General features: G+C 73.2%; 24 protein-coding genes. 17 read left to right on the forward strand and 7 right to left on the reverse strand.

Features of this window, described 5'->3' with window-relative positions:
* Together bioD and ACFYZB_RS13135 are read left to right on the forward strand one after the other, a co-directional pair.
* Positions 1 to 717, forward strand: coding sequence for a dethiobiotin synthase (gene bioD, locus ACFYZB_RS13130; RefSeq protein WP_388757868.1), 717 nt, complete (start codon positions 1 to 3; stop codon positions 715 to 717).
* A 196-nt stretch (positions 718 to 913) separates the two neighbouring features.
* On the forward strand, positions 914 to 1,603 hold the full coding sequence (locus ACFYZB_RS13135) for a class I SAM-dependent methyltransferase (RefSeq protein ID WP_388757870.1): 690 nt from the start codon (positions 914 to 916) through the stop codon (positions 1,601 to 1,603).
* Here ACFYZB_RS13135 and ACFYZB_RS13140 read toward each other — a convergent pair whose 3' ends face one another.
* Together ACFYZB_RS13140 and ACFYZB_RS13145 are read right to left on the reverse strand one after the other, a co-directional pair.
* Complete coding sequence (locus ACFYZB_RS13140) at positions 1,604 to 1,978, reverse strand: fic family toxin-antitoxin system, toxin component (RefSeq protein ID WP_351204946.1); 375 nt, start codon at positions 1,976 to 1,978, stop codon at positions 1,604 to 1,606. It lies immediately after the preceding gene.
* Positions 1,979 to 1,982: 4 nt separating this feature from the next.
* Complete coding sequence (locus ACFYZB_RS13145; RefSeq protein ID WP_351204948.1) at positions 1,983 to 2,228, reverse strand: toxin-antitoxin system HicB family antitoxin; 246 nt, start codon at positions 2,226 to 2,228, stop codon at positions 1,983 to 1,985.
* A gap of 117 nt (positions 2,229 to 2,345) precedes the next feature.
* On the opposite strand from ACFYZB_RS13145, the gene ACFYZB_RS13150 reads away from it, so the two are divergent.
* The 9 genes from ACFYZB_RS13150 (at position 2,346) to mug (ending at position 12,747) form a co-directional block, all read left to right on the forward strand.
* Positions 2,346 to 3,137, forward strand: a complete 792-nt coding sequence (locus ACFYZB_RS13150; protein ID WP_388757872.1) for an ABC transporter ATP-binding protein — start codon at positions 2,346 to 2,348, stop codon at positions 3,135 to 3,137.
* A gap of 4 nt (positions 3,138 to 3,141) precedes the next feature.
* A complete protein-coding gene (locus ACFYZB_RS13155) occupies positions 3,142 to 5,712 on the forward strand; it encodes an ABC transporter permease (protein WP_388757874.1) in 2,571 nt (856 codons plus the stop codon).
* A gap of 45 nt (positions 5,713 to 5,757) precedes the next feature.
* Entirely contained in the window at positions 5,758 to 6,645 is an 888-nt protein-coding gene (locus tag ACFYZB_RS13160) for an LLM class F420-dependent oxidoreductase (protein ID WP_388757876.1), read from the forward strand.
* Positions 6,646 to 6,690: 45 nt separating this feature from the next.
* Positions 6,691 to 7,116: a GNAT family N-acetyltransferase gene (locus ACFYZB_RS13165; RefSeq protein ID WP_388757878.1), complete on the forward strand. Its 426-nt coding sequence runs from the start codon at positions 6,691 to 6,693 to the stop codon at positions 7,114 to 7,116.
* A 151-nt stretch (positions 7,117 to 7,267) separates the two neighbouring features.
* Positions 7,268 to 8,611 carry a hemolysin family protein gene (locus tag ACFYZB_RS13170; RefSeq protein ID WP_388757880.1) on the forward strand — a complete coding sequence of 448 codons (1,344 nt, stop codon included), beginning with the start codon at positions 7,268 to 7,270 and terminating at the stop codon, positions 8,609 to 8,611.
* Entirely contained in the window at positions 8,608 to 9,621 is a 1,014-nt protein-coding gene (locus ACFYZB_RS13175; protein WP_388757882.1) for a hemolysin family protein, read from the forward strand. The genes ACFYZB_RS13170 and ACFYZB_RS13175 overlap by 4 nt, the downstream gene beginning before the upstream one ends.
* Before the next feature lie 268 nt (positions 9,622 to 9,889).
* Complete coding sequence (locus ACFYZB_RS13180; protein ID WP_388757884.1) at positions 9,890 to 10,678, forward strand: SGNH/GDSL hydrolase family protein; 789 nt, start codon at positions 9,890 to 9,892, stop codon at positions 10,676 to 10,678.
* A gap of 81 nt (positions 10,679 to 10,759) precedes the next feature.
* A complete protein-coding gene (gene purB, locus ACFYZB_RS13185; RefSeq protein WP_388757886.1) occupies positions 10,760 to 12,202 on the forward strand; it encodes an adenylosuccinate lyase in 1,443 nt (480 codons plus the stop codon).
* On the forward strand, positions 12,199 to 12,747 hold the full coding sequence (mug, locus tag ACFYZB_RS13190) for a G/U mismatch-specific DNA glycosylase (RefSeq protein WP_388758114.1): 549 nt from the start codon (positions 12,199 to 12,201) through the stop codon (positions 12,745 to 12,747). Before purB ends, mug begins: the two co-directional genes overlap by 4 nt.
* Here the strand turns inward: mug and ACFYZB_RS13195 are convergent, their stop codons facing one another.
* From ACFYZB_RS13195 to ACFYZB_RS13205, 3 genes are read right to left on the reverse strand one after another with little or no spacing between them, the layout of a single operon-like run.
* Positions 12,748 to 13,191 (reverse strand): hypothetical protein, encoded by a 444-nt coding sequence (locus tag ACFYZB_RS13195; RefSeq protein WP_388757888.1) that lies wholly within the window; start codon positions 13,189 to 13,191, stop codon positions 12,748 to 12,750.
* Positions 13,192 to 13,232: 41 nt separating this feature from the next.
* Complete coding sequence (locus ACFYZB_RS13200) at positions 13,233 to 13,949, reverse strand: ABC transporter permease (RefSeq protein WP_388757890.1); 717 nt, start codon at positions 13,947 to 13,949, stop codon at positions 13,233 to 13,235.
* Between the two features lie 2 nt (positions 13,950 to 13,951).
* Positions 13,952 to 14,872: an ATP-binding cassette domain-containing protein gene (locus ACFYZB_RS13205; RefSeq protein WP_388757892.1), complete on the reverse strand. Its 921-nt coding sequence runs from the start codon at positions 14,870 to 14,872 to the stop codon at positions 13,952 to 13,954.
* 116 nt (positions 14,873 to 14,988) lie between these two features.
* On the opposite strand from ACFYZB_RS13205, the gene ACFYZB_RS13210 reads away from it, so the two are divergent.
* The 3 genes from ACFYZB_RS13210 to ACFYZB_RS13220 all read left to right on the forward strand — a co-directional run bounded on the left by ACFYZB_RS13210 (position 14,989) and on the right by ACFYZB_RS13220 (position 18,060).
* Positions 14,989 to 16,143 carry a sensor histidine kinase gene (locus ACFYZB_RS13210; protein WP_388758116.1) on the forward strand — a complete coding sequence of 385 codons (1,155 nt, stop codon included), beginning with the start codon at positions 14,989 to 14,991 and terminating at the stop codon, positions 16,141 to 16,143.
* A 14-nt stretch (positions 16,144 to 16,157) separates the two neighbouring features.
* Positions 16,158 to 16,811, forward strand: coding sequence for a response regulator (locus ACFYZB_RS13215; protein ID WP_388757894.1), 654 nt, complete (start codon positions 16,158 to 16,160; stop codon positions 16,809 to 16,811).
* A gap of 94 nt (positions 16,812 to 16,905) precedes the next feature.
* Positions 16,906 to 18,060 (forward strand): ROK family transcriptional regulator, encoded by a 1,155-nt coding sequence (locus tag ACFYZB_RS13220; RefSeq protein ID WP_388757895.1) that lies wholly within the window; start codon positions 16,906 to 16,908, stop codon positions 18,058 to 18,060.
* 143 nt (positions 18,061 to 18,203) lie between these two features.
* Here the strand turns inward: ACFYZB_RS13220 and ACFYZB_RS13225 are convergent, their stop codons facing one another.
* Positions 18,204 to 18,965: a GntR family transcriptional regulator gene (locus ACFYZB_RS13225; RefSeq protein WP_388757897.1), complete on the reverse strand. Its 762-nt coding sequence runs from the start codon at positions 18,963 to 18,965 to the stop codon at positions 18,204 to 18,206.
* Between the two features lie 255 nt (positions 18,966 to 19,220).
* Positions 19,221 to 20,105, reverse strand: coding sequence for an RNA polymerase sigma-70 factor (locus tag ACFYZB_RS13230; protein WP_388757899.1), 885 nt, complete (start codon positions 20,103 to 20,105; stop codon positions 19,221 to 19,223).
* A gap of 121 nt (positions 20,106 to 20,226) precedes the next feature.
* Here ACFYZB_RS13230 and ACFYZB_RS13235 point away from each other — a divergent pair, with 121 nt between their 5' ends.
* The 3 genes from ACFYZB_RS13235 to ACFYZB_RS13245 all read left to right on the forward strand — a co-directional run bounded on the left by ACFYZB_RS13235 (position 20,227) and on the right by ACFYZB_RS13245 (position 23,779).
* Positions 20,227 to 20,880 carry an NADPH-dependent F420 reductase gene (locus ACFYZB_RS13235; RefSeq protein WP_388757900.1) on the forward strand — a complete coding sequence of 218 codons (654 nt, stop codon included), beginning with the start codon at positions 20,227 to 20,229 and terminating at the stop codon, positions 20,878 to 20,880.
* Positions 20,881 to 20,984: 104 nt separating this feature from the next.
* Positions 20,985 to 21,815: an alpha/beta fold hydrolase gene (locus tag ACFYZB_RS13240; RefSeq protein WP_388757902.1), complete on the forward strand. Its 831-nt coding sequence runs from the start codon at positions 20,985 to 20,987 to the stop codon at positions 21,813 to 21,815.
* 380 nt (positions 21,816 to 22,195) lie between these two features.
* Entirely contained in the window at positions 22,196 to 23,779 is a 1,584-nt protein-coding gene (locus ACFYZB_RS13245) for an alkaline phosphatase D family protein (protein WP_388757904.1), read from the forward strand.
* Positions 23,780 to 23,862: the final 83 nt, after the last annotated feature.

Genomic DNA, 23,862 nt, shown 5'->3' on the forward strand with positions numbered 1-23,862 from the left:
ATGCCGGTACTGGTGATCACGGGCACGGGCACGGAGGTCGGCAAGACCGTCACCACCGCCGCGGTGGCGGCCGCCGCGCTCACGGCCGGCCGCTCGGTGGCCGTGCTCAAGGCCGCGCAGACGGGCGTACGGCCGGACGAGCGCGGGGACGCCGACGAGGTCGCGCGGCTCGCGGGCGGGGTCACGGCCACGGAACTGGCCCGCTACCCCGAACCGTTGGCGCCCGGCACGGCGGCGCGGCGGGCGGGTATGCCCCCCGTCCATCCGCACGAGGTGGCCGAGCGGGCGGCCAAGCTGGCCGCCGAGCACGACCTGGTGCTGGTCGAGGGCGCGGGCGGGCTCCTCGTCCGCTTCGACGCGGCCGGCGGCAACCTGGCCGACGCGGCCGGGCTGCTCGGCGCACCGGTGCTGGTGGTCGCCCAGGCAGGGCTGGGCACCCTCAACACCACCGAGCTGACCGCGCTCGAACTACGGCGCCGGAACGTGGAGTTGGCCGGCGTGGTGATCGGCAGCTGGCCCGACTCCCCCGACCTGGCCACCCGCTGCAACGTGACCGACCTGCCGGAGGTCGCGGGAGCCCCCCTGCTCGGCGCGATTCCCCACGGGGCGGGGGCCCTGTCACCGGCCGCCTTCCGCACGGCGGCCCCTACCTGGCTCGCCCCCCGCCTGGACGGAAGCTGGGACGCGGAGGCCTTCCGGGTGCGCCAGGCACCGTAGCCACCACGAGCCGTATCCCGAGCCGGGCAGGGTCCAGGGCGGAGCCCCTGGCGGGGTTCGGGGCGGAGCCCCGTGACGTGCGCTGCGGGAGCGGAGCCATGGCGTGCTGGGTGGGCGGAGCCGTGGTGCTGCGGCAAGGGTGCGAGAGGCGCCGTACGGGGGAAACTCTTCCTAGGCCGTCCCCGGGAGGTTCGCCATGCGGCTGCTGTCCGGCTCCGAGAAGGTGGCGCGGAGTCCCGTCCACCATCCCCTGTTCGCCCGGTTCTATGCCCAGTACAGCGTGCATGCCGAAACCCGGCTGGGCATGGCCGGGATACGGGAGCAGTTGCTTGCGGGTGTGTCCGGGCGGGTGATCGAGATCGGCGCGGGCAACGGGCTGAACTTCGCGCACTATCCGGGCACGGTCGCGGAGGTCGTCGCGATCGAACCGGAGCCGCTGCTCAGGAAGTTGGCGCTGGAGTCGGCCCTGCGCGCCCAGGTTCCGGTCGACGTCGTGCCGGGCGCGGCGGAGGCGCTGCCGGTCAAGAGCGAGGCCTTCGACGCGGCCGTGCTGTCCCTGGTGCTGTGCAGCGTGCGGGACGTACGCCGGGCGCTGAGCGAGGTGCGGCGCGTGCTCAAACCGGGCGGGCAGGTGCGGTTCTTCGAGCACGGCCGGGGCGGCGGCCCGACGATGCGGCTGACCCAGCGCACCCTGGACCGGACCCTGTGGCCCGCCCTGACCGGCGGCTGCCACCTGGCCCGGCAGCCGGTGGCCGCGCTGCGCGAGGCCGGTTTCACGCTCGGCCCGCAGCGGCAGGTGCTGGTGCCGGAGAAGGGCCCGGCACTGCCGTCCTCCTACTGCGCGCTCGGGGTCGCCTGGCGGCCGGACGAGCCGGACGCGCGCTGATCACACGCCCCAGCGGCGCAGCTCGCGCGCGATGTCGTCCACGCCGGCCGCCCCCTCCTTCACCAGCCGGGCGAGATCCCGCACCTGCTCGGGCGTGGTGACCACCTTGACACCGCTGGCGACCAGGTAGGCATAGGCCACCGCCGAGGCGAACAGCGCGTTGGAACGCTCCAGCGCCGGCAGGTGGATCAGCAGCTGGAGCAGGGCTGCGGCACGGGCGTGCGGGTCGTCGTACACGGGCACGCCGAATATCTCGGCCCGGTGCCGGGCGACGGCGGCGACCAGCGCACCCCAGTCGGTGACCTGAGGGTCCCCGGGTGTCTTCCGCTCGGCGAGCATGAGGAGCCAGGCGAGGTCGATGCTGAGCTCGTTCAAGGGATCAGCGGCCGTCCCCGATACCGGCACCGGTGCCGCGGGTCTCGGCGAACTCCTCGGCGAACACGGACTCGTACTGCTTCATGAAGTCGGCGGCGGCCTCGACGAACGTACGGCCGGCCTCACCGGTGTCCTGTCTGACCAGCTCTTCGATGTACCGGTTGACGCTGATGCCGCGGGCCAGGGCGCGTTCGCGGGCCGCGCGGGCGGTGCCCTCGTCCACACGCACGTTCAGCTGGGTCTTCGCCATGCCTCGACGCTAGCGCCGGCGCGCTAGCAAGGCAAGGGCGCGCGGCACCGGTGCGCCGGGCCGGCTTGTCGCCTACGCTCGCCCGGGACGGGCGGTTCAGGCGACCGGGAGGCGCTCTTGTCCACACCTGCTGCGCAGCACGCGCCGGGCGGCGCGGTCGCGGCCCGCGCCCGCGGGCTGACCAAGGCCTACGGCTCCGGCGAGACGGCCGTCATCGCCCTGGACTCGGTGGACGTGGACATCGCGCGCGGCCGTTTCACCGCCGTGATGGGGCCCTCGGGGTCCGGGAAGTCCACGTTGATGCACTGTCTGGCGGGGCTCGACACGGTCTCGGCGGGCCAGGTGTGGCTGGGCGACACCGAGATCACCGGGCTGCGGGACCGGGAGCTGACCCGGCTCAGGCGGGACCGGGTCGGGTTCATGTTCCAGTCGTTCAACCTCATCCCGACGCTGACGGCCGCCGAGAACATCACCCTGCCGATGGACATCGCGGGTCGCAGGCCCGACCAGCGGTGGCTGGACCAGGTCATCGACACGCTCGGCCTGCGCGACCGCCTCACGCACCGGCCCGCCCAGCTCTCCGGCGGTCAGCAGCAACGGGTCGCGTGCGCGCGGGCGCTGGCCTCCCGGCCTGAGCTGATCTTCGCGGACGAGCCGACCGGCAACCTCGACTCGCGGGCCGGCCTGGAGGTGCTGGGCTTCCTGCGCGGCGCGGTGGACGATCTCGGGCAGACGGTCGTGATGGTCACCCACGACCCCGGTGCCGCCGCCCACTCCGACCTGGTGCTCTTCCTTGCCGACGGGCGCATCGTGGACGACATGGAACGGCCGACGGCGGACGCCGTACTGGAACGGATGCGCGTCTTTCCGGGGGCGAACCCCCGTACCCCCACCGCCGGAGAGGACTGACCGGGTGCTCAAGGCGACCCTGAGGAGTTTCCTCGCGCACAAGGGGCGGCTCGCGCTGTCCGCGCTCGCCGTGATCCTGTCCGTGGCGTTCGTCGCGGGCAGTCTGATCTTCTCCGACACGGTCAGCCGCACGTTCGACCGGCTGTTCGCCTCCACCGCCGCCGATGTGACGGTCCAGCCGAAACAGCTGGACCTGCGGTCGGCCCGGGTGAGCGGCTCGGTGCAGACGCTGCCGGCCGCGCTGCGGGACCGCGTGGCGCGGGTCGACGGGGTCGCGGCGGCACGCGCCGAGGTGTCGGTGCAGAACGCCGTCGTGGTCGACGGCCGCAACAGGTCCGTCGGCCCGACCACCGGGGCCCCGACCATCGCGATGGCCTGGTATGTCACCCACCGCAGCCCCGTGAAGCTCACCTCCGGCCGTGCCCCGCACGGCGCGGGTGAGGCGCTGCTGGACGCCGACACGGCCGACAAGAAGCACGTACGGATCGGCGACACGCTGACCGTGCAGGCACAGCCGGGCACCTTCCGGGTGTGGGTCGTCGGCATCGCCACGTTCACCACCACCAACCCCGGCGCGGCCCTGGTCTTCCTGGACCCGGCGGTGGCGGGCCGCGAACTGCTCGGTTCCCCCGCCAGGGCGACCAGCATCGCGGTGGACGCGGCCAAGGGGGTGTCCGACGCGGAGCTCAAGCGGCGTGTCGGCCGGGCTGTCGGCACCGGGACCTACGACCTGAAGACGGCGAACGAGCAGGCCAAGTCGGCGGCGGCCAGCCTCGGCACCTTCCTCGACGTGATCAAGTACGTGATGCTGGGCTTCGCCGGTGTCGCCCTCCTCGTCGGCGTGTTCCTCATCGTCAACACCTTCTCCATGCTGATCGCCCAGCGCACCCGTGAACTGGGCCTGCTGCGGGCCCTCGGCGCGGACCGGCGGCAGGTGCGGCGCTCGGTGCTCGCGGAGGCGCTGCTGCTCGGGCTGGTCGGTTCCACGCTCGGCCTCGCGGCCGGGATCGGGCTGGCACTGGGCCTGATCCGGCTGATGAGCGCGTTCGGGATGAACCTGAAGGCCACGGAGATGGTCATCGGCTGGGGCACGCCCGTCGCGGCGTACGTCGTCGGTCTCGGCGTCACGTTCGTGGCCGCCTATCTGCCCGCGCGGCGCGCGGCGGCCGTCTCGCCGATGGCGGCGCTCGTGGATGCGGAAGTGGCCGGTGTGGGCAAGCCGTTGCGGACGCGGGCGGTCGTCGGTGCGCTGATCGGGGCGGTCGGCGCGGCGGCGCTGGCCGGGTGCGTGGCGGCCACGAAGACCGCCGAGGCGGCCTCGCTGCTCGGTCTCGGCGTGGCCCTGACCCTGATCGCGGCCGTCGTCGCCGGGCCGCTGCTGGTGCGGCCGGTGATCCGGGTGCTGGGCGCGGCCTTCCCCGTGCTGTTCGGCCCGGTCGGGCTGATGAGCCAGCGCAACGCCCTGCGCAACCCGCGTCGCACGGGGGCCACCGCCGCCGCGCTGATGGTGGGGCTGGCTCTGGTCGGCGGGATGTCGATGGCCAGCGCCTCGATGTCCGCGTCCTTCGACCAGCAGATCGACAAGACGCTCGGCGCCGACTTCATCGTCCAGAACACCAACTTCACCCCGTTCACCCGGCAGGTGCGGGACACCGTGGCCCGAACGCGCGGCGTGGCGCTCGTCGTACCTCAGCGGCTCACCCAGGTCGCCGTACGGCTGCCGAAGGGCGACCGGGTCACGACGGCGGCCGCCGCGTACGGCCCCGGGCTGGACGACGTCGTGCACCTCACCTACGCGCAGGGCGGTTCGACGACGGCGCTGGCGGAGGGTCACCTCGCCATGGACGCCGACTTCGCCAGGGACCACGGCGTGCACGTCGGCAGCGTCCTCCCCGTCGTCTTCCCGGGCGGGCGGCACGCCGGGCTGACCGTCGCCGCGCTCACCAAGCAGGAGACGGCCGAGGGCTTCGGCGCCCAGGGCGGCCTGTACTTCGGCCTCGCCACCCTCGAGAAGTACGCGCCGGGCGCACTGGACTCCGCGCTCTACGTCAACGCGGCCCCCGGCACGAAACCGCAGGACCTGCGCCCCCGCCTGGAACGCGCGCTGAGGCCGTACCCGCAGGTCCAGGTGCGCAACCAGACCGACTACAAGAAGCTGGTCCACGACCAGATCGCCGTCCTGCTCTATCTGGTGTACGCGCTGCTCGGGCTGGCGATCGTCATCGCCGTGCTCGGAGTGGTCAACACCCTCGCCCTGTCGGTGGTGGAGCGCACCCGTGAGATCGGGCTGCTGCGCGCGATCGGGCTCGGGCGACGGCAGTTGCGCCGGATGATCAGACTGGAGTCGGTGGTGATCGCGGTGTTCGGCGCGGTCCTCGGGCTGGCGCTGGGACTCGTGTGGGGCGTGTGCATGCAGCAGGTGCTGGCCCTGCGCGGGCTGACGGCGCTGGCGATCCCCTGGAGCACGATCGTCGCCGTCGTGATCGGCTCGGCGGTGGTGGGCGTGGTGGCGGCGCTGCTGCCGGCGCTGCGGGCGTCGCGGATGAACGTGCTGGCGGCGATCGCCCACGAGTGATGGAATCGCAGCGGTCACCAAGTCGGCTGCCGTCGAGGAGAGTTCATGCCGCGTCCGTTCCGCTTCGGGGTCAACCTGCTCACGCCCGCGCCGGCCGCGGAGTGGCGCGCGAAGTGCCGGCGCGCCGAGGAACTGGGCTACGACGTGATCCTCGTCCCCGATCACCTCGGGATGCCCGCTCCGTTCCCGGCGCTGGTCGCGGCGGCCGAGGCGACGCGTCGGCCCCGGCTCGGCACGTTCGTGCTCAACGCGGGGTTCTACAACCCGGCCCTGCTGGCCCGTGATGTGGCGACCACGGACGCGCTCACCGGCGGGCGCCTCGAACTCGGGCTGGGCACCGGGTATGTGCCGGCCGAGCACGAGAGGGCGGGGCTGCCGTACGGCTCACCGCGCGAGCGGGTGGACCATCTGCGGCGCACGGTCGAGGAGTTGGACCGACTGCTCGGCTCCGAAGAGCACCAGCCACGCCCCGCCCGGCCCCGGGTGCCGCTGCTCATCGGGGCGAACGGCGACCGGATGCTGCGGCTGACCGCCGAGTACGCGGACATCGCGGCCTTCACCGGAGCCCGGCCGGGATCCGCTCCCGGATCGCTGGAGCCGCTGACCGCCGAGGAGCTGGAGGAGCGGGTGGCGCGCTACCGGGGCCTGGCGGCGGGCCGGGCGGAACCGGCGGAGCTGAACCTGCTCATCCAGCTCGTGGCGGTCACCGACGACCCGGAGCCCGTGCTGAAGCCGCTGCTGGAGCGGCAGTCGCAGCTGACCCCGGACGCCGCGCTGGCCCTGCCCATCGTGCTGGCCGGCCGGCTGGAGGAACTCGTGGCGCGGGTGCGGGCGCAGCGCGAGCGGTTCGGCTTCTCCTACCTGACCGTGCTGGAGCCGTACATGGAGGCCTTCGCGCCGGTGATGGAGCGGCTGCGCGCAGAGTCCGCATGATGGAAATCCCCGCGCGCGGCTCACGCGGCATGCTCCGATGATCACATGACCGATCTCCGTATCCGCCCGGCAGCCCGCACCGACCTCGACGCCGTCCTCGCCTTCTGGAAGACCGCCGCCGAGGGCACCAGCATCAGTGACGACCGGGACGGGGTGGAGCGGCTGGTGGCCCGCGACCCCAAGGCGCTCATCCTGGCCGAGCAGGGCGGCGGGCTGGTGGGCACGGTGATCGCGGGCTTCGACGGCTGGCGCTGCCATCTGTACCGGCTCGCGGTGCATCCGGAGCGGCGCCGTCAGGGCATCGGCTCGGCACTGCTGGCCGCCGCCGAGGAGCGGTTCGCGGGGCTCGGCGGGCGGCGCGCGGACGCGATGGTGCTGGTCCGCAACGAGACCGCGCACCACGCCTGGGGCGCTGCCGGCTATGGCCCGCAGGAGCAGTGGCGGCGCTGGGTGAAGCCGCTCACCGACTGAACACCGAGCAGCCTTTGCCCATCCTTTACCATGGAAGGAGCACTCGGCCCTCTGTGAAAGGTTGTGAGCGTCCGCCCATGGGCGAGCCTCCCGGTCCGTGCCACCGCGCGTCGTGTCGTGCCCTGTCCGATCATGGGACGGGGGTGACCCGATGACCGAAGTGCTGCTCCTCCTGGTGGCCATCCTGCTGTCACTGGCCTGCGGCGCCTTCGTGGCGGCGGAGTTCTCCCTGACCACGGTGGCACGCGGCGAGCTGGAGCGGGCCGCCGAGCGCGGTGAGCGCGGCGCCGCCGGTGCCCTCAAGGCCGTACGGAACCTGACCTTCCAGCTCTCCGGCGCGCAGCTCGGGATCACCGTGACCAACCTGGTCGTCGGCATGCTCGCCGAACCGTCGATCGCCAAGCTGCTCGCCGGCCCCTTCCGGGCGATGGGTCTGTCGGACGATACGGCGAGCTCGGTCGCCCTGGTGCTCGGTACGGCCCTGTCGACGGTGTTCCTGATGGTCGTCGGCGAGCTGGTGCCGAAGAACTGGGCGATCTCCGCGCCGCTGGCCATGGCCAAGCGGGTCGGCAACCCGCAGCGCTGGTTCAGCGCGGCCTTCCGCCCCTTCATCACGCACCTGAACAACGCGGCCAACCGCGTCGTGCGCCGGTTCGGCATCGAGCCCGCCGAGGAGCTGGCCTCCGCGCGCGGTCCGCAGGAGCTCGCGGCCCTCGCCCGGCACTCCGCCAAGGAGGGCGCGCTGGAGCCGGACACCGCCGAGCTGTTCGTGCGGACGCTGAACCTGGCCGACCTGACGGCGGAGAACGTGATGACCCCGCGCGTCCAGGTCATCGCCCTCGAGTCGCAGGCGACCTGCGAGGACGTGGCGAACGCGACCCGGGCCACGGGCCTGTCCCGGTTCCCCGTCTACCAGGGCAGTCTGGACTCGGTCGTCGGGACCGCCCACATCAAGGACGTCCTGGCCGTCCCCGCCGACCAGCGGCGCCACCGCACCGTCGCCCAGGTGATGCGCGAGCCGCTGCTGGTCCCCGAGTCCCTGACCGTCGACCGGCTGCTGGACCGCCTCGGCGGCAGGCGCACCATGGCCGTCGTCATCGACGAGTACGGCGGCACGGCCGGCGTGGCGACCCTGGAGGACATCGTCGAGGAGGTCGTCGGCGAGGTGCGGGACGAGCACGACCCGCACGAGACGCCCGACCTCGCCCCCGCCGGGGCGGACGAGCAGGGCCGGGCCCTGTACTCGGCCGACGGCGCCGCCCGCACCGACCAGCTCGCGCGCGTGGGACTGCGGGTGCCCGAGGGGCCGTACGAGACCCTGGCCGGTCTGGTCGCGACCCTGCTGGGCCGGATACCGGTGACCGGTGACACGGTCCAGGTCGCGGGCTGGCGGCTGGACGTGGTGGACGCCACGGGACGCCGGGCGGCTCGGGTGCTGCTGCACGCGCCCCTGGACGACGAGCAGGCCCAGGAGACCACGGAGGGGGCGCGATGACCGCCGTACAGTTGCTGATCGGTCTGGCGACCCTGGTCGTCAACGCCTTCTTCGTCGGCGCCGAGTTCGCGCTGATCTCCGTGCGCCGCTCGCAGGTCGAACCCCTCGCCCAGGCGGGCGACCGGCGCGCGAAGAGCGTGCTGTGGGGCCTGCAGCACGTCTCCGCGCTGCTGGCCGCCGCCCAGCTCGGCATCACGCTGTGCACGTTGGTCCTGGGTGTGGTCGCCGAGCCGGCGATCGCCCATCTGCTGGAGCCGGTGTTCCGTGCGGTCGGCGTGCCCGTGAGCGCGGGTCACGCGGTGTCCTTCGTGATCGCGCTGACCCTGGCGACCTATCTGCACATGCTGCTGGGCGAGATGGTCCCGAAGAACATCGCGCTCGCCGAACCGGTGCGCAGCGCGCTGCTGCTCGGGCCACCGCTGGTCGCGCTGTCCCGGGCGCTGCGCCCGGTGATCTTCGCGATCAACGCCTTCGCCAACGGGCTGCTGAAGCTGCTCAGGGTGGAGGCGAAGGACGAGGTCGCGGCCACCTTCACGGACACCGAACTCGCCGAGATCGTCAAGGACGCCAGCCAGGCGGGTCTGATCGACGACCGGGCGCAGGAGCGGCTGCACGACGCCCTGGAGCTGGGCAGCCGGCCGGTGCGGGATGTCGTGGTACCGCTGGAGCGAGTGGTGTACGCCCACATGGGCGTCACCCCGGAGCAGTTGGAGCGGCTGTCGGGCGACTCGGGCTTCTCGCGGTTCCCGGTGGTCGACGTGGGCCGTCGGATCGTGGGGTATCTGCACGTCAAGGACGCGCTGGACGCCTCGCCGCGGGACGTGCCGTTCCGGCTGCGGGACATGCGGCCCATCGCGCGCGTACGGGAGCGGACCCCTCTGGACGACGTGCTCACCGCGATGCGCGGCAGCCGAACCCATCTCGCGGCAGTACTCGGCGACGACGGCCGCCTGGCAGGCCTGGTGACCATGGAGGACGTACTACGGCAACTCTTCGGCCAACCCGCGTGAGCCTCCGCCGTGGGAGCGGGGGCGGGCTGGAGCGCGGGTGGGGCCGGGGCTCGGGGTTCGGGTGGGGCTGGGGGCCGGAGGACCGGGCGGGTCCCGGGCACAGGAGGATCGGGCGGGTCCGGGCGCTGGAAGGCCGGGCAGTCCGGCGGGGCCGGAGCCCGGACAGGTCCGGGGGCCGGAGGACCGGGCGGGTCGGGAGGTGGGGTGGGTGGGGATTTCCGGGGTGACCGACCGGCGGGTATGTAGGCGGGATACCATCGCTGACGCCATGCAGACGAATCCCGCTTCTCCCCCGTACAGCAGCCTGGTCGCGGTCGGCGACTCCTTCACCGAGGGCATGTCGGACCTGCTGCCCGACGGCTCCTACCGGGGCTGGGCCGACCTGCTCGCCGCGCGGATGGCCGACCGCACGCCGGGCTTCCGGTACGCCAACCTGGCCGTGCGCGGGAAGCTGATCGGGCAGATCGTCGACGAGCAGGTGGACGTGGCGGCGGCCATGAACGCCGACGTGATCACGCTGGTCGGCGGGCTGAACGACACCCTGCGACCCAAGTGCGACATGGGCCGGGTCAAGGGCCTGCTGACCGAGGCCGTGGAGCGGCTGGCACCCTCCTGCAAACAGCTGGTGCTGATGCGCAGCCCCGGCCGGCAGGGCCCGGTGCTCGAGCGGTTCCGGCCCCGCATGGAGGAGCTGTTCGTCTGCGTGGAGGAGCTGGCCGGCAGGCACGGCGCGGTCGTCGTCGACCTGTACGGGGCGCCCGCGCTGGGCGACCCCCGGCTGTGGGACGTGGACCGGCTGCACCTGACGGCGGAGGGGCATCGCCGGGTCGCCGAAGCGGTGTGGCAGACGCTCGGCCACGAGCCGGAGGACACCGAGTGGCATGTGCCGATGCCGGCCACGGTGCCGCCGGGCTGGGTGACACGCCGGGTGGCGGACGTGCGGTTCGCCCGCGAACACCTGCTCCCCTGGATAGCCAGGCGCCTGACCGGCCGCTCCTCGGGAGACGGCCGCCCGCCGAAGCGTCCGGAACTGCTGCCGTACGAGGGGCAGGCGTAACAGGGTGACCGGGGTCTCGTAGCTTCCGCCGAACCGGGGCATGGCGTTGGCCTGCACAAACCGCCAGTAGAATCTGGACACGTGACTTCTGCGCCCGCCAAGCCCCGCATCCCGAACGTCCTCGCCGGACGCTACGCCTCCGCCGAGCTCGCCACGCTCTGGTCCCCCGAGCAGAAGGTGAAGCTGGAGCGGCAGCTCTGGCTCGCCGTACTGCGCGCCCAGAAGGACCTCGGCATCGAGGTGCCGGACGAGGCGATCGCCGACTACGAGCGCGTCCTCGACACCGTCGACCTGGCCTCCATCGCCGAGCGCGAGAAGGTCACCCGGCACGATGTGAAGGCGCGGATCGAGGAGTTCAACGACCTCGCCGGGCACGAGCACGTGCACAAGGGCATGACCTCCCGCGACCTCACCGAGAACGTCGAGCAACTGCAGATCCGGCTCTCGCTGGAGCTGATGCGCGACCGTACGGTGGCCGTCCTGGCGCGCCTGGGCAAGCTGGCCGGCGAGTACGCCGAGCTGGTCATGGCCGGCCGCTCGCACAACGTGGCCGCGCAGGCCACGACGCTCGGCAAGCGTTTCGCGACCGCCGCCGACGAGCTGCTCGTCGCCCACGGCCGCGTCGAGGAGCTGCTGGGCCGCTACCCGCTGCGCGGCATCAAGGGCCCGGTCGGCACCGCACAGGACATGCTGGACCTGCTCGGCGGTGACGCCTCCAAGCTCGCCGAGCTGGAGAACCGGATCGCCCGGCACCTGGGCTTCTCGCAGGCCTTCACCTCGGTGGGCCAGGTCTACCCGCGCTCGCTGGACTACGAGGTCGTCACCGCCCTCGTCCAGCTGGCCGCCGCCCCCTCCTCGCTCGCCAAGACGATCCGGCTGATGGCCGGGCACGAGCTGGTCACCGAGGGCTTCAAGCCCGGCCAGGTCGGCTCCTCCGCCATGCCGCACAAGATGAACACCCGTTCCTGCGAGCGCGTCAACGGCCTCATGGTGATCCTGCGCGGTTACGCCTCGATGACCGGCGAGCTGGCCGGCGACCAGTGGAACGAGGGCGACGTGTCCTGCTCGGTGGTGCGCCGGGTCGCGCTGCCGGATGCGTTCTTCGCGCTGGACGGCCTGCTGGAGACCTTCCTGACGGTCCTCGACGAGTTCGGCGCCTTCCCCGCCGTCGTCGCCCGCGAGCTCGACCGCTACCTGCCGTTCCTCGCCACCACCAAGGTGCTCATGGGCGCCGTGCGGTCCGGGGTCGGCCGTGAGGTCGCGCACGAGGCGATCAAGGAGAACGCCGTCGCCACCGCGCTCGCCATGCGGGAGCAGGGCGCCGAGCGCAACGACCTGCTGGACAAGCTCGCCGCGGACGACCGTCTGCCGCTCGACCGCGGCCGGCTGGCCGCGCTGATGGCCGACAAGCTGTCCTTCACCGGTGCCGCCGCCGACCAGGTCGGTGTGGTCGTCGGCCGGATCGAGGAGATCGTCAAGCAGCACCCGGAGGCCGCCGGGTACACCCCCGGAGCGATCCTCTGACCCGCCTCACGAAAGCGGACCTGGAGGCCGCCCGCGACCGTCTGGTACCGGACGTCGTCGCCGACGGCCTCCGGGTGCTCTTCTGCGGCATCAACCCGGGGCTCATGACGGCGGCGACCGGACACCACTTCGCCCGCCCCGGCAACCGCTTCTGGCCGGTGCTGCACCTGTCGGGCTTCACGCCGAGGCTGCTGAAGCCGGCCGAGCAGCAGGAGCTGCTGTCGTACGGGCTGGGCGTGACGAACGTCGTGGCGCGGGCGACCGCGCGGGCGGACGAGCTGACCGCCGAGGAGTACGTCGAGGGCGGGCGGCTGCTGAGCGAGAAGGTGACGCGGCTCGGGCCGCGGTGGCTCGCCGTGGTCGGGGTGACCGCGTACCGGGCCGCCTTCGGCGACCGCAGGGCGCAGGTGGGGCCCCAGGAGCGGGCGCTCGGGAGCACCCGAGTGTGGGTGCTGCCCAATCCCAGCGGCCTGAACGCCCATTGGACGGCGGCGACGATGGCGGAGGAGTTCGCCCGGCTGCGGCTGGCCGCCGAGGGCGGGTGATCACGGCGGGTCCGTCTCGGTCACTATGCCGAGGAGCTGGAACGGCAGCTCCTCGTACCCGTGGGACACACCGAGGGCGACCCATCTGCCCGACTCGGGCGCCTGCCACAGGTGCACGTCCGGCACGTGCTCGCTCAGCCCGGCCCAGGGTTCCGCCATGTTCTCTCCCTCCATCGCCCGGCCGAAGACGCTGCTCAGGCTGAAGCGTTGCGGCAGTCCCCACCGCTCGGTGAGCCGCTCCGCGAGAGCCTCGCGGTCGGCCTCGTACTGTGCCGCCGTCTCCTCCCGTTCCGTGCCGTCGTCCTCCCAGAAGTCGCCACTCGTCCGTAAGGCGGCCATGTGGAATCCGGGCCCGCTCTCGCCGTGCTCCGTCCGGCTGTGATCCGCGGGGAACCCACGGGCGCACAGCAGGTCGATGACGGTCAGGCACTTCGCGATGTCCATGCGATCCAGTAAAGCGGGCACCACTGACAATTGGCGGGCCGTCAGGCGCCCCGGCGGTCGAGGGTCCACGTGGCCGCGAGCAGGGCCGCCGCCGTCCACAGCGCGCTCACGGCGAGCCCGCTCCAGGGGCCGAGGGGGCCGTCCCAGGTGCTGTGCAGGACCACTTGGCCGGCCCGGTCGGGCAGGAAGTCGGCCATTCCCGAGGACATGTCACCGATGACGAAGGACCCGATCAGCAGGAACGGGATCAGGACGGCGAGGGTCGCGACGCCGCTGCGCAGCACGGCTGTGAGTCCGGCCGCGAACAGCGCCATCAGCGTGAGCTGGAGGCCGCAGCCGACCGCACCGCGCGCTCCCTGTGCCCAGGTCGGGCCGGAGGCACCGAGGACGGACCTGCCCACCAGCAGCGTCACCGCCCCGGTGAGCAGTCCGACGGCGAGGACGGGCAGCGCGATCGCGGTGGCCTTCGCGGCGAACCAGCGCCGCCGGTCCGGCACGGCCGCCAGCGTCAGCCGCAGCGCGCCGCCCCGGAACTCCGACGACACGGCCGTCGTACCGAAGGCGATCGCGGCGATCTGCCCGAAGCTGATGCCGAAGAACGCCGAGAACAGCGGGTCCTTGTCGCCGGCGTCGGGGGACGCGGAGGCGAGCGCGGAGAACGCGGCTGTGGCGAGCAGGATCGCGGCGAGGGCGCCGAGGAGCGAGCGCAGTGTCCGGATCTTGATCCATTCGGCGCGCAGAACCGGCGTGAACGGCATGGTCAGGCCTCCTGGGGCTGGGCGGTGAACTCGGCTTCGGCCGCGGTCAGATCGAAGTAGGCCTGCTCCAGGGTGGCCTCCTGGGCGGCCAGTTCCAGTAGGGGTACGCCCGCCTCGGACATGAGACGGCCGAGGTCGTCCACGCGCGCGTGCCGCACGACCCACGTCCCGTCCTCGTGCCGGGTGGCGTCGTGGCCGTGCCGGTCCAGCAGGGCGCCGAGCGCGGCGGCGTCGGTGGTGCGGATCCTGACCTGCGGCCGTACGCGCGCGTGGATGAACTCCTGGACGGGGGTGTCGGCGAGGAGGCGGCCGCGGCCGAGGATCACGAGGTGGTCGGCGAAGGCAGCGGTCTCGTGCATCAGATGGCTGGAGACCAGGACGGTACGGCCCTGCGCGGCGAGCCCGCGCAGCAGGGTGCGGATCCAGGCGATGCCTTCGGGGTCGAGGCCGTTGGCGGGCTCGTCCAGGAGGATCACCTCGGGGTCGCCGAGCAGGGCCGCGGCGATGCCGAGCCGTTGGCGCATGCCGAGGGAGTAGGTCTTCACCCGGCGCCGCGCCACCTCGGCGAGGCCGGTCTGCTCCAGGACCGTGTCGACCCGGTGGCCGGGGATGCGGTTGCTCGCCGCAAGGGCCCGCAGATGGTCGTGTGCGGTGCGGGAGCCGTGCGCGGCGCGCGCGTCCAGCAGGGCGCCCACCCGGCGCAGGGGCTCGCGGAGTGCGGCGTAGGCCCGGCCGCCGATGGTGGCGGTGCCGGAGGTGGGCCGGTCCAGGCCGAGGACGAGCCGCATGGTGGTGGACTTGCCGGCGCCGTTGGGGCCGAGGAAGCCGGTGACACGGCCGGGGCGGACGCTGAAGGTCAGGTGGTCCACGGCCCGCCGGGCGCCGTACTCCTTGGTGAGGTCGCGTACGTCGATGCTGGTCATGGCTTCAGCCTGGCGTGTTGCGGGAGTTGGCTCCTCCCCCGCCGGTGGAGACCGTCTCCCCCGGGCGGGGGAGGCCCGTTGTCAGTGCCGCTTGCGACGATGACGTCATGGTCCACATGCCCCGCTTCCTGCGCCCGCTGCTGCGCGGTACGACGTACACGCGGCTGCTGCATCTGTGGGTGCCCATGCTGATCGAGAGCGTGTGGCTGTTCATCGACATGTCGAAGCCCTGGGTGCCCGCGCTGGTGCTCGTCCCGGTGGGCCTCCTGCCCGCCGTGCGGACGGGCGAGGGGGTGCAGGCGCGGCTGCTGCTGACGCCCGGCGAGAAGGAGCCGGGCATCTCCGAGGCGCCCTCGGGGACATGGCGGGACCGGCTGCGCACGGTGCTGTGGCTTCAGGTGCGGTGGGTCTTCGGCTTGGCCGCGTCTCTCGCCACGGTGTGGTTGCCCGTCATCGCGGTCGAGCTGGCGCGCTGCGCGTGGGGGCGGGCGCCGTCCGGGGTGCCGCTGCTGGACCGGCTGCCGCCGGACCGCGCATGGGCGCTGCTGACGCCGCTTCCGCTGCTCGTGCTGTACGGCGTGGTCGTCGGCTTCGGCGAGCTGATCACGTTCTGCGCGCGCCGGCTCCTCGGGCCGTCCGCCGCCGAGCGGCTGGCCGCGTTGGAGGAGCGCACCGAGCAACTCCTGGAACGCACCCGCATCGCACGGGAGTTGCACGACTCCATCGGGCACGCTCTCACGGTGGCGGTGGTGCAGGCCGGGGCGGCGCGGGCGGCCGGTGATCCGGAGTTCACCGACCGCGCCCTGGAGGCCATCGAGGAAACCGGCCGGGCCGCGCTCGAGGACCTGGAGCGGGTGCTCGGAGTGCTGCGCGAGTCGGAGCGGCCGGTCAGTGCCCGGCCCACGCTGGCCGACGCCGACCGCCTGCTGGACTCGGCGCGTGCCTCCGGCGCCAAGGTCGACGCGGAGGTGACCGGCCCCGTGGCGGCGGTGCCGGGGCCCGTCTCGCGCGAGGGGTACCGCATCCTCCAGGAGGCACTCACCAATGTGCTGCGGCACGCGGGAGCCGTACCCGTGCGGGTCCGGGTGTCCGTCGCCGACGGCACGCTCGTGCTGGAGGTCCGCAATCCGCTGGCGGCCGCGATACCCGGGCCCGGGCGGGGCAGCGGTCTGCGCGGCATACGGGAGCGCGCCGCTCTGCTCGGGGGCAGCGCCCGTACCGGGCCGGACGAAGGGGACTGGCAGGTGCGCACGGAGCTGCCGCTCGGCTGATCTACGCTGGCCGGATGCCGATCACCGTGCTCCTCGTCGACGACGAACCCCTGGTCCGCGCGGGTCTGCGGGCCGTGCTGGAGGCCCAGCCCGACATCGCGGTGGTGGGCGAGGCGGCGGACGGGGCGGCGGTCATCCCGCTGGTGCGCCAACTGCGTCCCGACGTGGTCGCGATGGACGTCCGTATGCCGCTGATGGACGGGATCGAGGCCACGCGCGCGGTGCTGCGCACGGTCGACACCCCGCCGAGGATCCTCGTGGTGACGACCTTCGAGGAGGACGAGTACGTGTACGAGGCGCTGCGTGCGGGAGCCGACGGCTTCCTGTTGAAGCGGGCGCGGCCGGCCGAGATCGTCCACGCGGTGCGGCTGGTGGCCGAGGGCGAGTCGCTGCTGTTTCCCGCGTCCGTACGACAGCTCGCGGCCCGGTACGGCGGCCCTCGCCGCCAGCGTGCCCCGCTCGCGGAGGCCGGTCTGACGGAGCGGGAGGCGGAGGTGCTGCGGCTCATGGCCCGCGGGCTGTCGAACGCGGAGATCGCCGCCCGGCTGGTCGTGGGCACGGAGACGGTCAAGTCGCATGTGAGCGCCGTGCTGGCCAAGCTCGGCGCGCGCGACCGCACGCAGGCGGTGATAGCGGCGTACGAGTCGGGGTTCGTGGAGCCGGGGTGAGCCGGGCCCGCCCGTGCGGAGCCCGGCACTCGCCGGGGGCGCGCCGGGCCGAGTACGATCCGGCCAACACGCCCGCGAGCTGGAAGGACCGACGGTGGGGCAGCTGACCGGCGGCGATCCCTCGCTGCTGCGAAGGATCAATTCCGCGGTGGTGCTGCACGCGTTGCGTGGCACGGACTGCGCGACGCTCACCGAGATCACCCGGGCCACGGGACTGTCCCGGCCGACCGTCGAGGGCGTCGTCGAAGGGCTCATCGAGGGCGGGCTGGTCGTGGAGACGGCGGCCGACGAGGGCACCGCGCGCCGTCAGGGGCGGCCGGCGCGCCGGTTCCGCTTCCGGGCCGAGGCGGGGCATCTGCTGGGCCTGGAGATCGGGCCGCACCGGGTGGCCGCGCTGCTGTCCGACCTGGACGGGCGAGTGCTGGGCGCGCAGGCCAAGGAGGTCGACGAGGCGGCGCCGGCTGACGAGAGGCTGGACCGGCTGCGCGGGGCCGTCGCCGAGCTGCTGCGCCGGGCCGGGGTCGCGCGCGGCTCACTGCGGGCCGTGGGCGTGGGCACGCCGGGGATCGTGGAGGCCGACGGCACGGTGCGGCTGAGCACGGCGCTGCCGCAGTGGACGGGCCTGCAGCTGGGTGAACGGCTCAGCCGCTCCTTCAAGTGCCCGGTGCTGGTGGAGAACGACGCCAACGCGGCGGCCGTCGCCGAGCACTGGAAGGGCGCGGCCACCGAGTCGGACGACGTGGTGTTCGTGCTGGCCGGGCTGAGCCCGGGCGCGGGATCGCTGATCGGCGGACGGCTGCACCGCGGCTACGGCGGTGCGGCCGGGGAGATCGGCGCGCTGCATCTGCTGGGCCGTGAGGCGACCCCGGAGACGTTGCTGTCCACCACCGACGAGCCGCTGCACCCGCTGGACGAGCAGGCGGTCGCCGAGGTGTTCGCGCTGGCCCGGAAGGGCGACCAGCGCGCCCGGGCGGCCGTGGAGCGGTTCATCCAGCGGCTCGTGCACGACGTGGCCGCGCTGGTGCTGGCGCTGGATCCCGAGCTGGTGGTGATCGGCGGGTGGGCGGCCGGTCTCGACGGCGTCCTGGAACCGCTGCGCCGCGAACTGGCCCGCTACTGCCTGCGGCCGCCGCAGGTGGCCCTGTCCGTGCTGGGCGAGGCGGCGGTGGCGACGGGGGCGCTGCGCCTGGCCTTGGACCATGTCGAGGAGCAGCTGTTCGCGGTGGACGGCACGGTGACGCGGCGCTGAGCCCCGGCCGTGCCGAGCGCGGGCAGTCGTACCGCCGCGGCACCGTCGTGGCTGGTCCCGCCCCCGTGGCGGAGCCGCGCTTCGACACGGCCCCGCGCCCCAGTGGAGCTGTCCCCCACCCTGCGGTCAAGGGGTACCGGTACTCAGGAAGCCCGGCGCTCAGGGTCGTGGTGTATTTCCACGTCGGGTGAGTCGCCGAACGTCAGCCGGCAGGTGTCGGCGCGGTAGGTGGCGACGGAGAGTGCCGCGGTGCGGCCCCCGGCGAAGAAGCGGGTGGTGACGACCAGGACCGGGGAGCCGGGGAGCCGGTCGAGGTCCTTGGCGTCGTCGGCGCGGGCGGAGCCCAGTTCGACGGCGCGGTCCTGGCCCTCGAGGGTCAGGTGCTGGAGCTCGCGCAGCACCGCACGCGCGCGTGCCGGGCCGGACGGGGCGTCGATGGCGGTGAGATCCGGGACCGAGGCCGCCGGGACGTAGAGGAGTTCGGTGGCGACCCGCTGGCCGTGGGACATGCGGGAGCGGCGCACGATGTGCACGGGCTCGTCCACGCCGGTCTCCAGGGCCGTGGCGACGGCGGCGGGCGGCATCGCCTGGTCGCAGTCGACGGGCTGCCAGGCGTCCGAGGCGGCGCCCGGCCAGGCGTGCTGCTCGGTGCCGACGGCCACGCCCACCCGCGGGGGCGCGACGGTCGTACCGACACCGCGGCGCCGCTGCAGCCGGCCTTCCAGCTCGAGCTGTTCGAGAGCCTGGCGGAGCGTGGCGCGGGCCACGCCGAAGCGGGCGGCGAGGTCACGCTCGTTGGGCAGGATCTCGCCGACCGAGAACTCGGAGTCGAGTGCCTCGCTGAGCACGGTCTTGAGATGCCAGTACTTCGGTTCCGGCACCGATTCCAGCTGCGTGGTCCCCACCCTGTCCTCCGCAAGAGCCGTGGTCCGGCGGTTTTTCGCGCCCTTGTTTATTAAAGGTTGTTGCACTTCTCTGCGACCATAGGGCGGCCTTCACCCTTGGTCAAGACCAATCCTCGTTCCCCTGGGCGACGCGCGGGCGACCCGCCGCGGAGCGTTCACACGGCGTTCGCGCACGACGGTGTGCGTGACATCGCGGCAAAGCCCCCGTCGCGGGACGGGAGCTCATGGGGCGCGGGTGATGCGGCGGTGTGCTCCTCAGCGGTCGGCGAGGTGCCGCAGCTTGTCCGGGTTGCGGACGATGTACACGGTCGCGACGCGGCCGTCGGCGACGTCCACCTGGACCAGGCTCTCGGGCTTGCCGTCGGAGAGCAGCAGCAACGCCGGACCGCCGTTGGCCTCCAGGAAGCGGTAGGACAGGCCCGCGGCGGACTGCGGCGCGACGGCGACGAGGAACCGGCCGACCTTGTCGGCGGTGTGCAGGATCCGCAGGGGCGCCTTGGCCTTGCCGCCGCTGTCGCCGACCAGGCGGACGTCCGGGGCGAGCAGGGACATGAGCCCCTCCAGGTCACCGCCGGCCGCGGCGGCGAGGAAACGTTCGGTCAGCTCGCGCCGCTGACCGGGGTCGACCTCGTAGCGCGGGCGTCGTTCGCCGACGTGCCGGCGCGCCCGCCCGGCCAGTTGCCGTACCGCCGGCTCACCGCGGTCGAGCAGGGCGGCGATCTCGGCGTACGGATAGCTGAACGCCTCCCTGAGCACGAAGACCGCGCGCTCCAGCGGCGACAGCGACTCCAGGACGACCAGCAGGGCGAGGGAGACGCTGTCGGCGAGCACGGCGTGGTCCGCCGCGTCCGGGGCCGCGTCGCCGAACTCGGTGAGATACGGCTCCGGCAGCCACGGTCCGACGTACGCCTCGAGGCGCGTCTGCACCTGGCGCAGCCGGTCGATGGCCAGCCGGGTGGTGATGCGCACCAGGTAGGCGCGCGGTTCGCGGACCTCCGCCCGCTCGGCGCGGGACCAGCGCAGCCAGGCGTCCTGGACCACGTCCTCGGCATCGGCCACGCGGCCCAGCATGCGATACGCGACGCCCATCAGCAGGGGGCGGTGCTCTTCGAAGACATCGGTCGCGGTCCCGGTGGTCACCGCACCATCCCATCCGACACGCGCGGGAGCTGTCCACCCGGAATCGGCCCGTCCGGCGCGGGTCCGGATCACAATGACCGCGGACCGCCGGAAGCAGGCGGCCGGCAACGGGAGGTGGCCGATGCGATTCGCGGTGCTGGGCACGGGCGAGGTGGGCCGCACGCTGGGCGGCAGGCTGGTGGAGCTGGGGCACGAGGTGACCCTGGGGTCGCGCGTCAAGGACAACCCGGTGGCGCTGGAGTGGGCCACGGCCTCCGCGGAGCGTGCCCGCGCGGGCACGTTCGCGGAGGCGGCCGCCGCGGCCGAGGTGGTCATCAACGCGGTGGGCGGCCGGGTGGCGCTCGACGCCCTGCGGGCGGCCCGCGCGGAGCACCTCGACGGCAAGGTCCTGGTGGACGTCTCCAATCCGCTGGCCTTCGAGGACGGCCAACCGCGGCTGGACCCGGTGGAGTCGGACAGTGTGGGCGAGCAGATCCAGCGGGCCTTTCCGCACGCGCGCGTGGTGAAGACGCTGAACACGGTCAACTGTCAGGTGATGGTGGATCCGGGCCGGGTGCCGGGCGCCCACCACCTGTTCGTGTGCGGTGACGACGCCGGGGCCAAGGCGCAGGTGACGGCGCTGCTCGGCGAGTTCGGCTGGCCGGCCGAGCGGGTGCTGGACCTGGGCGGGATCCGGGCGGCGCGGGCGACGGAGATGTATCTGCCGCTGTGGCTCACCATGATGCGGCAGCTGGGGACCGCGGACTTCAACATCGAGGTGCGCCGGGCGGATTGACCACCGTCGCGGCGCCGGCGTACTGCCCTTGGGGGCTACCGGCCGGTAGCAATTGCTGACAAGCTGTCTACGGCGTCCGTCAGCACCCAGACGAGGAGCACCCCATGTCCGCCACCGCCTCCTTCAAGGTCCCCACTCCGCTCGGCCCGAAGGACGTGGCCGTGTCCTACGCGCGCGTGGGACACGGCGAGCCGCTGGTGCTGCTGCACGGCATCGGCCATCACCGGCAGGCCTGGGACCCGGTCGTGGACATCCTCGCCACCGAGCGCGACGTGATCGCCGTCGACCTGCCCGGCTTCGGGGCGTCCCCGGGGCTGCCGGACGGCCTCGCCTACGACCTGCCCACCACCAACGCGGTGCTCGGCGCCCTGTTCGAGACGCTGGAGCTGGACCGGCCGCACATCGCCGGCAACTCCCTGGGGGGCCTGCTCGCCCTGGAGCTCGGCCGCGAGAAGCTCGTACGGTCCGTCACGGCCCTGTCCCCGGCCGGCTTCTGGACGGAGGCCGAGCGCCGGTACGCCTTCACGGTACTGCTCGCGATGCGGGGCATCGCCCAGCGGCTTCCGCTGCCGCTGGTGGAGCGGCTGTCGCGCACCGCGGCCGGCCGTACGGCGCTGACGAGCACCATCTACGCGCGACCCGCGCGCCGCCCCCCGGAGGCCGTCGTCGCCGAGACGCTCGCACTGGTGGGCGCCACCGGGTTCGACGCGACGCTGCGTGCGGGCGCCACGGTCCGGTTCACCGACGAGCTGCCGGGTCTGCCGGTCACGGTGGCGTGGGGCTCCCGGGACCGGCTCCTCGTACGCCGTCAGGGCGTGCGCGCCAAGCAGCTGATCCCGCACGCCCGGCTGGTACGGCTGCCCGGCTGCGGCCACTGCCCGATGAACGACGACCCCGCACTCGTGGCGCGGGTCATTCTGGACGGCAGCCGCTGAACACGCCGGACGGCGGGCGAGCTTCGGAGCGCTGAAGCCGACGGGGAGCGGGAGTGGCCCTCGGTGCCGAGCTGCCCGGCCACCGGTGCCGCGCTGTACGCGCGCGTACGAACGGGCACGGATCCTTCCGCCGAGCTGGACGTGACGTGCCCGCCCGCCGCGCCCCGGGGTGGCCTCCCACGGCACCCGGCGGTACGCACGCGTGGCTGCGACGCCGTAAGGCACCGACGGCCGGCCGACGGGCTCGTGCGGAGAACGGGGCTCCGCCCGGCGGCTCTGCCCCAGGGCTCGTTGTTCACTTCGGGTTTGCGCGCGCGCCGCAGCCTCCCAGTAGGTGTGGCTCTGCACACCGGCCGGATCCCGCTCCTGGAGGCACAGCCATGTCAGACCGTCCGTTCCCCGGCCGCCGCAGCGTTCTGCGCGGCGGCCTCGCCGCGTCGGCGGCCCTCACCCTGCCCGTCGGCCTCGGCGCGGCCCCGGCGTTCGCCCGCTCCGGGCGCCCCCAGGCGAGCTGGGGCGTGCAGGCGGGCGACGTGTCCACCGACTCCGGCCTGGTGTGGGTGCGTTCGGACCGGCCGGCCCGGATGATCGTGGAGACCTCGGCCACCGAGTCGTTCCACAACCCGCGCAGATGGCACGGTCCGCTGCTGGGCTCCGGCACGGACTTCACCGGCACCACCCGGCTGCACGGTCTGCCGTCGGGCGAGCAGGTCCACTACCGCGTGCTGCTCGCCGACCCGGACGACCCGCGCCGCACGAGCGAGCCGGTCACCGGAACCTTCCGTACCGCGCCCGCCCGGCGCCGTCAGGGCGTGCGGTTCGTGTGGTCGGGCGACCTGGCCGGACAGGGCTGGGGCATCAACGAGTCCATCGGCGGCTACCGCATCTTCGACGCGATGGCGAAGGTCGACCCCGACTTCTTCCTGTGCAGCGGCGACAACATCTACGCCGACGGCCCCATCGCGGCGACCGCGACCCTGCCCGACGGCAGCGTCTACCGGAACGTCACCACCGAGGAGAAGTCGCACGTCGCGATCACCCTGGACGACTATCGGGGCAACTTCCGCTACAACCTCCTGGACTCGGCGCTGCGCCGGTTCAACGCCCAGGTGCCGAACATCATCCAGTGGGACGACCACGAGGTGCGCAACAACTGGTACCCGGGCGAGGTCATCGGCACCGGCACCCCCTACCCGGCCGGCACCAGGCTCGACGACCTGGCACTGCGCTCCCGGCAGGCGTTCTCCGAGTACTTCCCGATCTCGACCGTCAGCGAGCGCCCGGACGGCCGGATCTACCGGGTCGTCCACCACGGTCCGCTGCTCGACGTGTTCGTGCTCGACATGCGCACCTACCGCAACGCGAACTCCCCCGACAACCAGACCGCGGACCCGGTGGGCATCCTCGGCCGCGAGCAGCTGGAGTGGCTCAAGCGGGAGCTCGCCAAGTCCCGCGCGGTGTGGAAGGTGATCGCCAACGACATGCCGCTCGGGCTGGTCGTGCCCGACCCCGTCGAGGGCAAGCCGAACTTCGAGGCCGTCGCGCAGGGCGACCCGGGCGCTCCGCTCGGCCGTGAGCTGCAGATCGCCGAACTGCTGCGCTTCATCAAGCACCGGCGGATCACCGGCACCGTGTGGCTGACGGCCGACGTCCACCACACCTCCGCCCAGCACTACGACCCTTCGCGGGCCGCGTTCAAGGACTTCGAGCCGTTCTGGGAGTTCGTCTCCGGCCCGCTCAACGCGGGTGCCTTCCCGGCCAACGCGCTGGACGGCACGTTCGGCCCGGACCGGGTGTTCGTCAAGGCGCCCACCGCGTCCAATGTGTCGCCGGCCCAGGGTTACCAGTTCTTCGGCGAGGTCGACATCGACGGCGACAGCGGCGAACTGACGGTCCGGCTGCGCGAGTACGACGGCACCGTGCTGTTCACGCAGACGCTCCAGCCGGGCCGGGTCGGCCAGTAGGCACGGGCGGGGCCGCCGGTCCCGTACCCTTCATCCGTGCCGCGCACCGGCGTCATCCCACGGAGCGCGGCACGGTCAACGCC

Origin of the sequence: Streptomyces sp. NPDC001852, assembly GCF_042891825.1 — a bacterium.
Classification (GTDB): domain Bacteria; phylum Actinomycetota; class Actinomycetes; order Streptomycetales; family Streptomycetaceae; genus Streptomyces.

Coding starts and splice junctions, on each gene's coding strand:
- bioD (WP_388757868.1), top strand. CDS start 1: ATGCCGGTACTGGTGATCACGGGCACGGGCACGGAGGTCGGCAAGACC.
- ACFYZB_RS13135 (WP_388757870.1), top strand. CDS start 914: ATGCGGCTGCTGTCCGGCTCCGAGAAGGTGGCGCGGAGTCCCGTCCAC.
- ACFYZB_RS13145 (WP_351204948.1), bottom strand. CDS start 2,228: ATGGCGAAGACCCAGCTGAACGTGCGTGTGGACGAGGGCACCGCCCGC.
- ACFYZB_RS13160 (WP_388757876.1), top strand. CDS start 5,758: ATGCCGCGTCCGTTCCGCTTCGGGGTCAACCTGCTCACGCCCGCGCCG.
- ACFYZB_RS13165 (WP_388757878.1), top strand. CDS start 6,691: ATGACCGATCTCCGTATCCGCCCGGCAGCCCGCACCGACCTCGACGCC.
- ACFYZB_RS13170 (WP_388757880.1), top strand. CDS start 7,268: ATGACCGAAGTGCTGCTCCTCCTGGTGGCCATCCTGCTGTCACTGGCC.
- ACFYZB_RS13175 (WP_388757882.1), top strand. CDS start 8,608: ATGACCGCCGTACAGTTGCTGATCGGTCTGGCGACCCTGGTCGTCAAC.
- ACFYZB_RS13180 (WP_388757884.1), top strand. CDS start 9,890: ATGCAGACGAATCCCGCTTCTCCCCCGTACAGCAGCCTGGTCGCGGTC.
- ACFYZB_RS13195 (WP_388757888.1), bottom strand. CDS start 13,191: ATGGACATCGCGAAGTGCCTGACCGTCATCGACCTGCTGTGCGCCCGT.
- ACFYZB_RS13200 (WP_388757890.1), bottom strand. CDS start 13,949: ATGCCGTTCACGCCGGTTCTGCGCGCCGAATGGATCAAGATCCGGACA.
- ACFYZB_RS13205 (WP_388757892.1), bottom strand. CDS start 14,872: ATGACCAGCATCGACGTACGCGACCTCACCAAGGAGTACGGCGCCCGG.
- ACFYZB_RS13210 (WP_388758116.1), top strand. CDS start 14,989: ATGCCCCGCTTCCTGCGCCCGCTGCTGCGCGGTACGACGTACACGCGG.
- ACFYZB_RS13215 (WP_388757894.1), top strand. CDS start 16,158: ATGCCGATCACCGTGCTCCTCGTCGACGACGAACCCCTGGTCCGCGCG.
- ACFYZB_RS13235 (WP_388757900.1), top strand. CDS start 20,227: ATGCGATTCGCGGTGCTGGGCACGGGCGAGGTGGGCCGCACGCTGGGC.
- ACFYZB_RS13240 (WP_388757902.1), top strand. CDS start 20,985: ATGTCCGCCACCGCCTCCTTCAAGGTCCCCACTCCGCTCGGCCCGAAG.
- ACFYZB_RS13245 (WP_388757904.1), top strand. CDS start 22,196: ATGTCAGACCGTCCGTTCCCCGGCCGCCGCAGCGTTCTGCGCGGCGGC.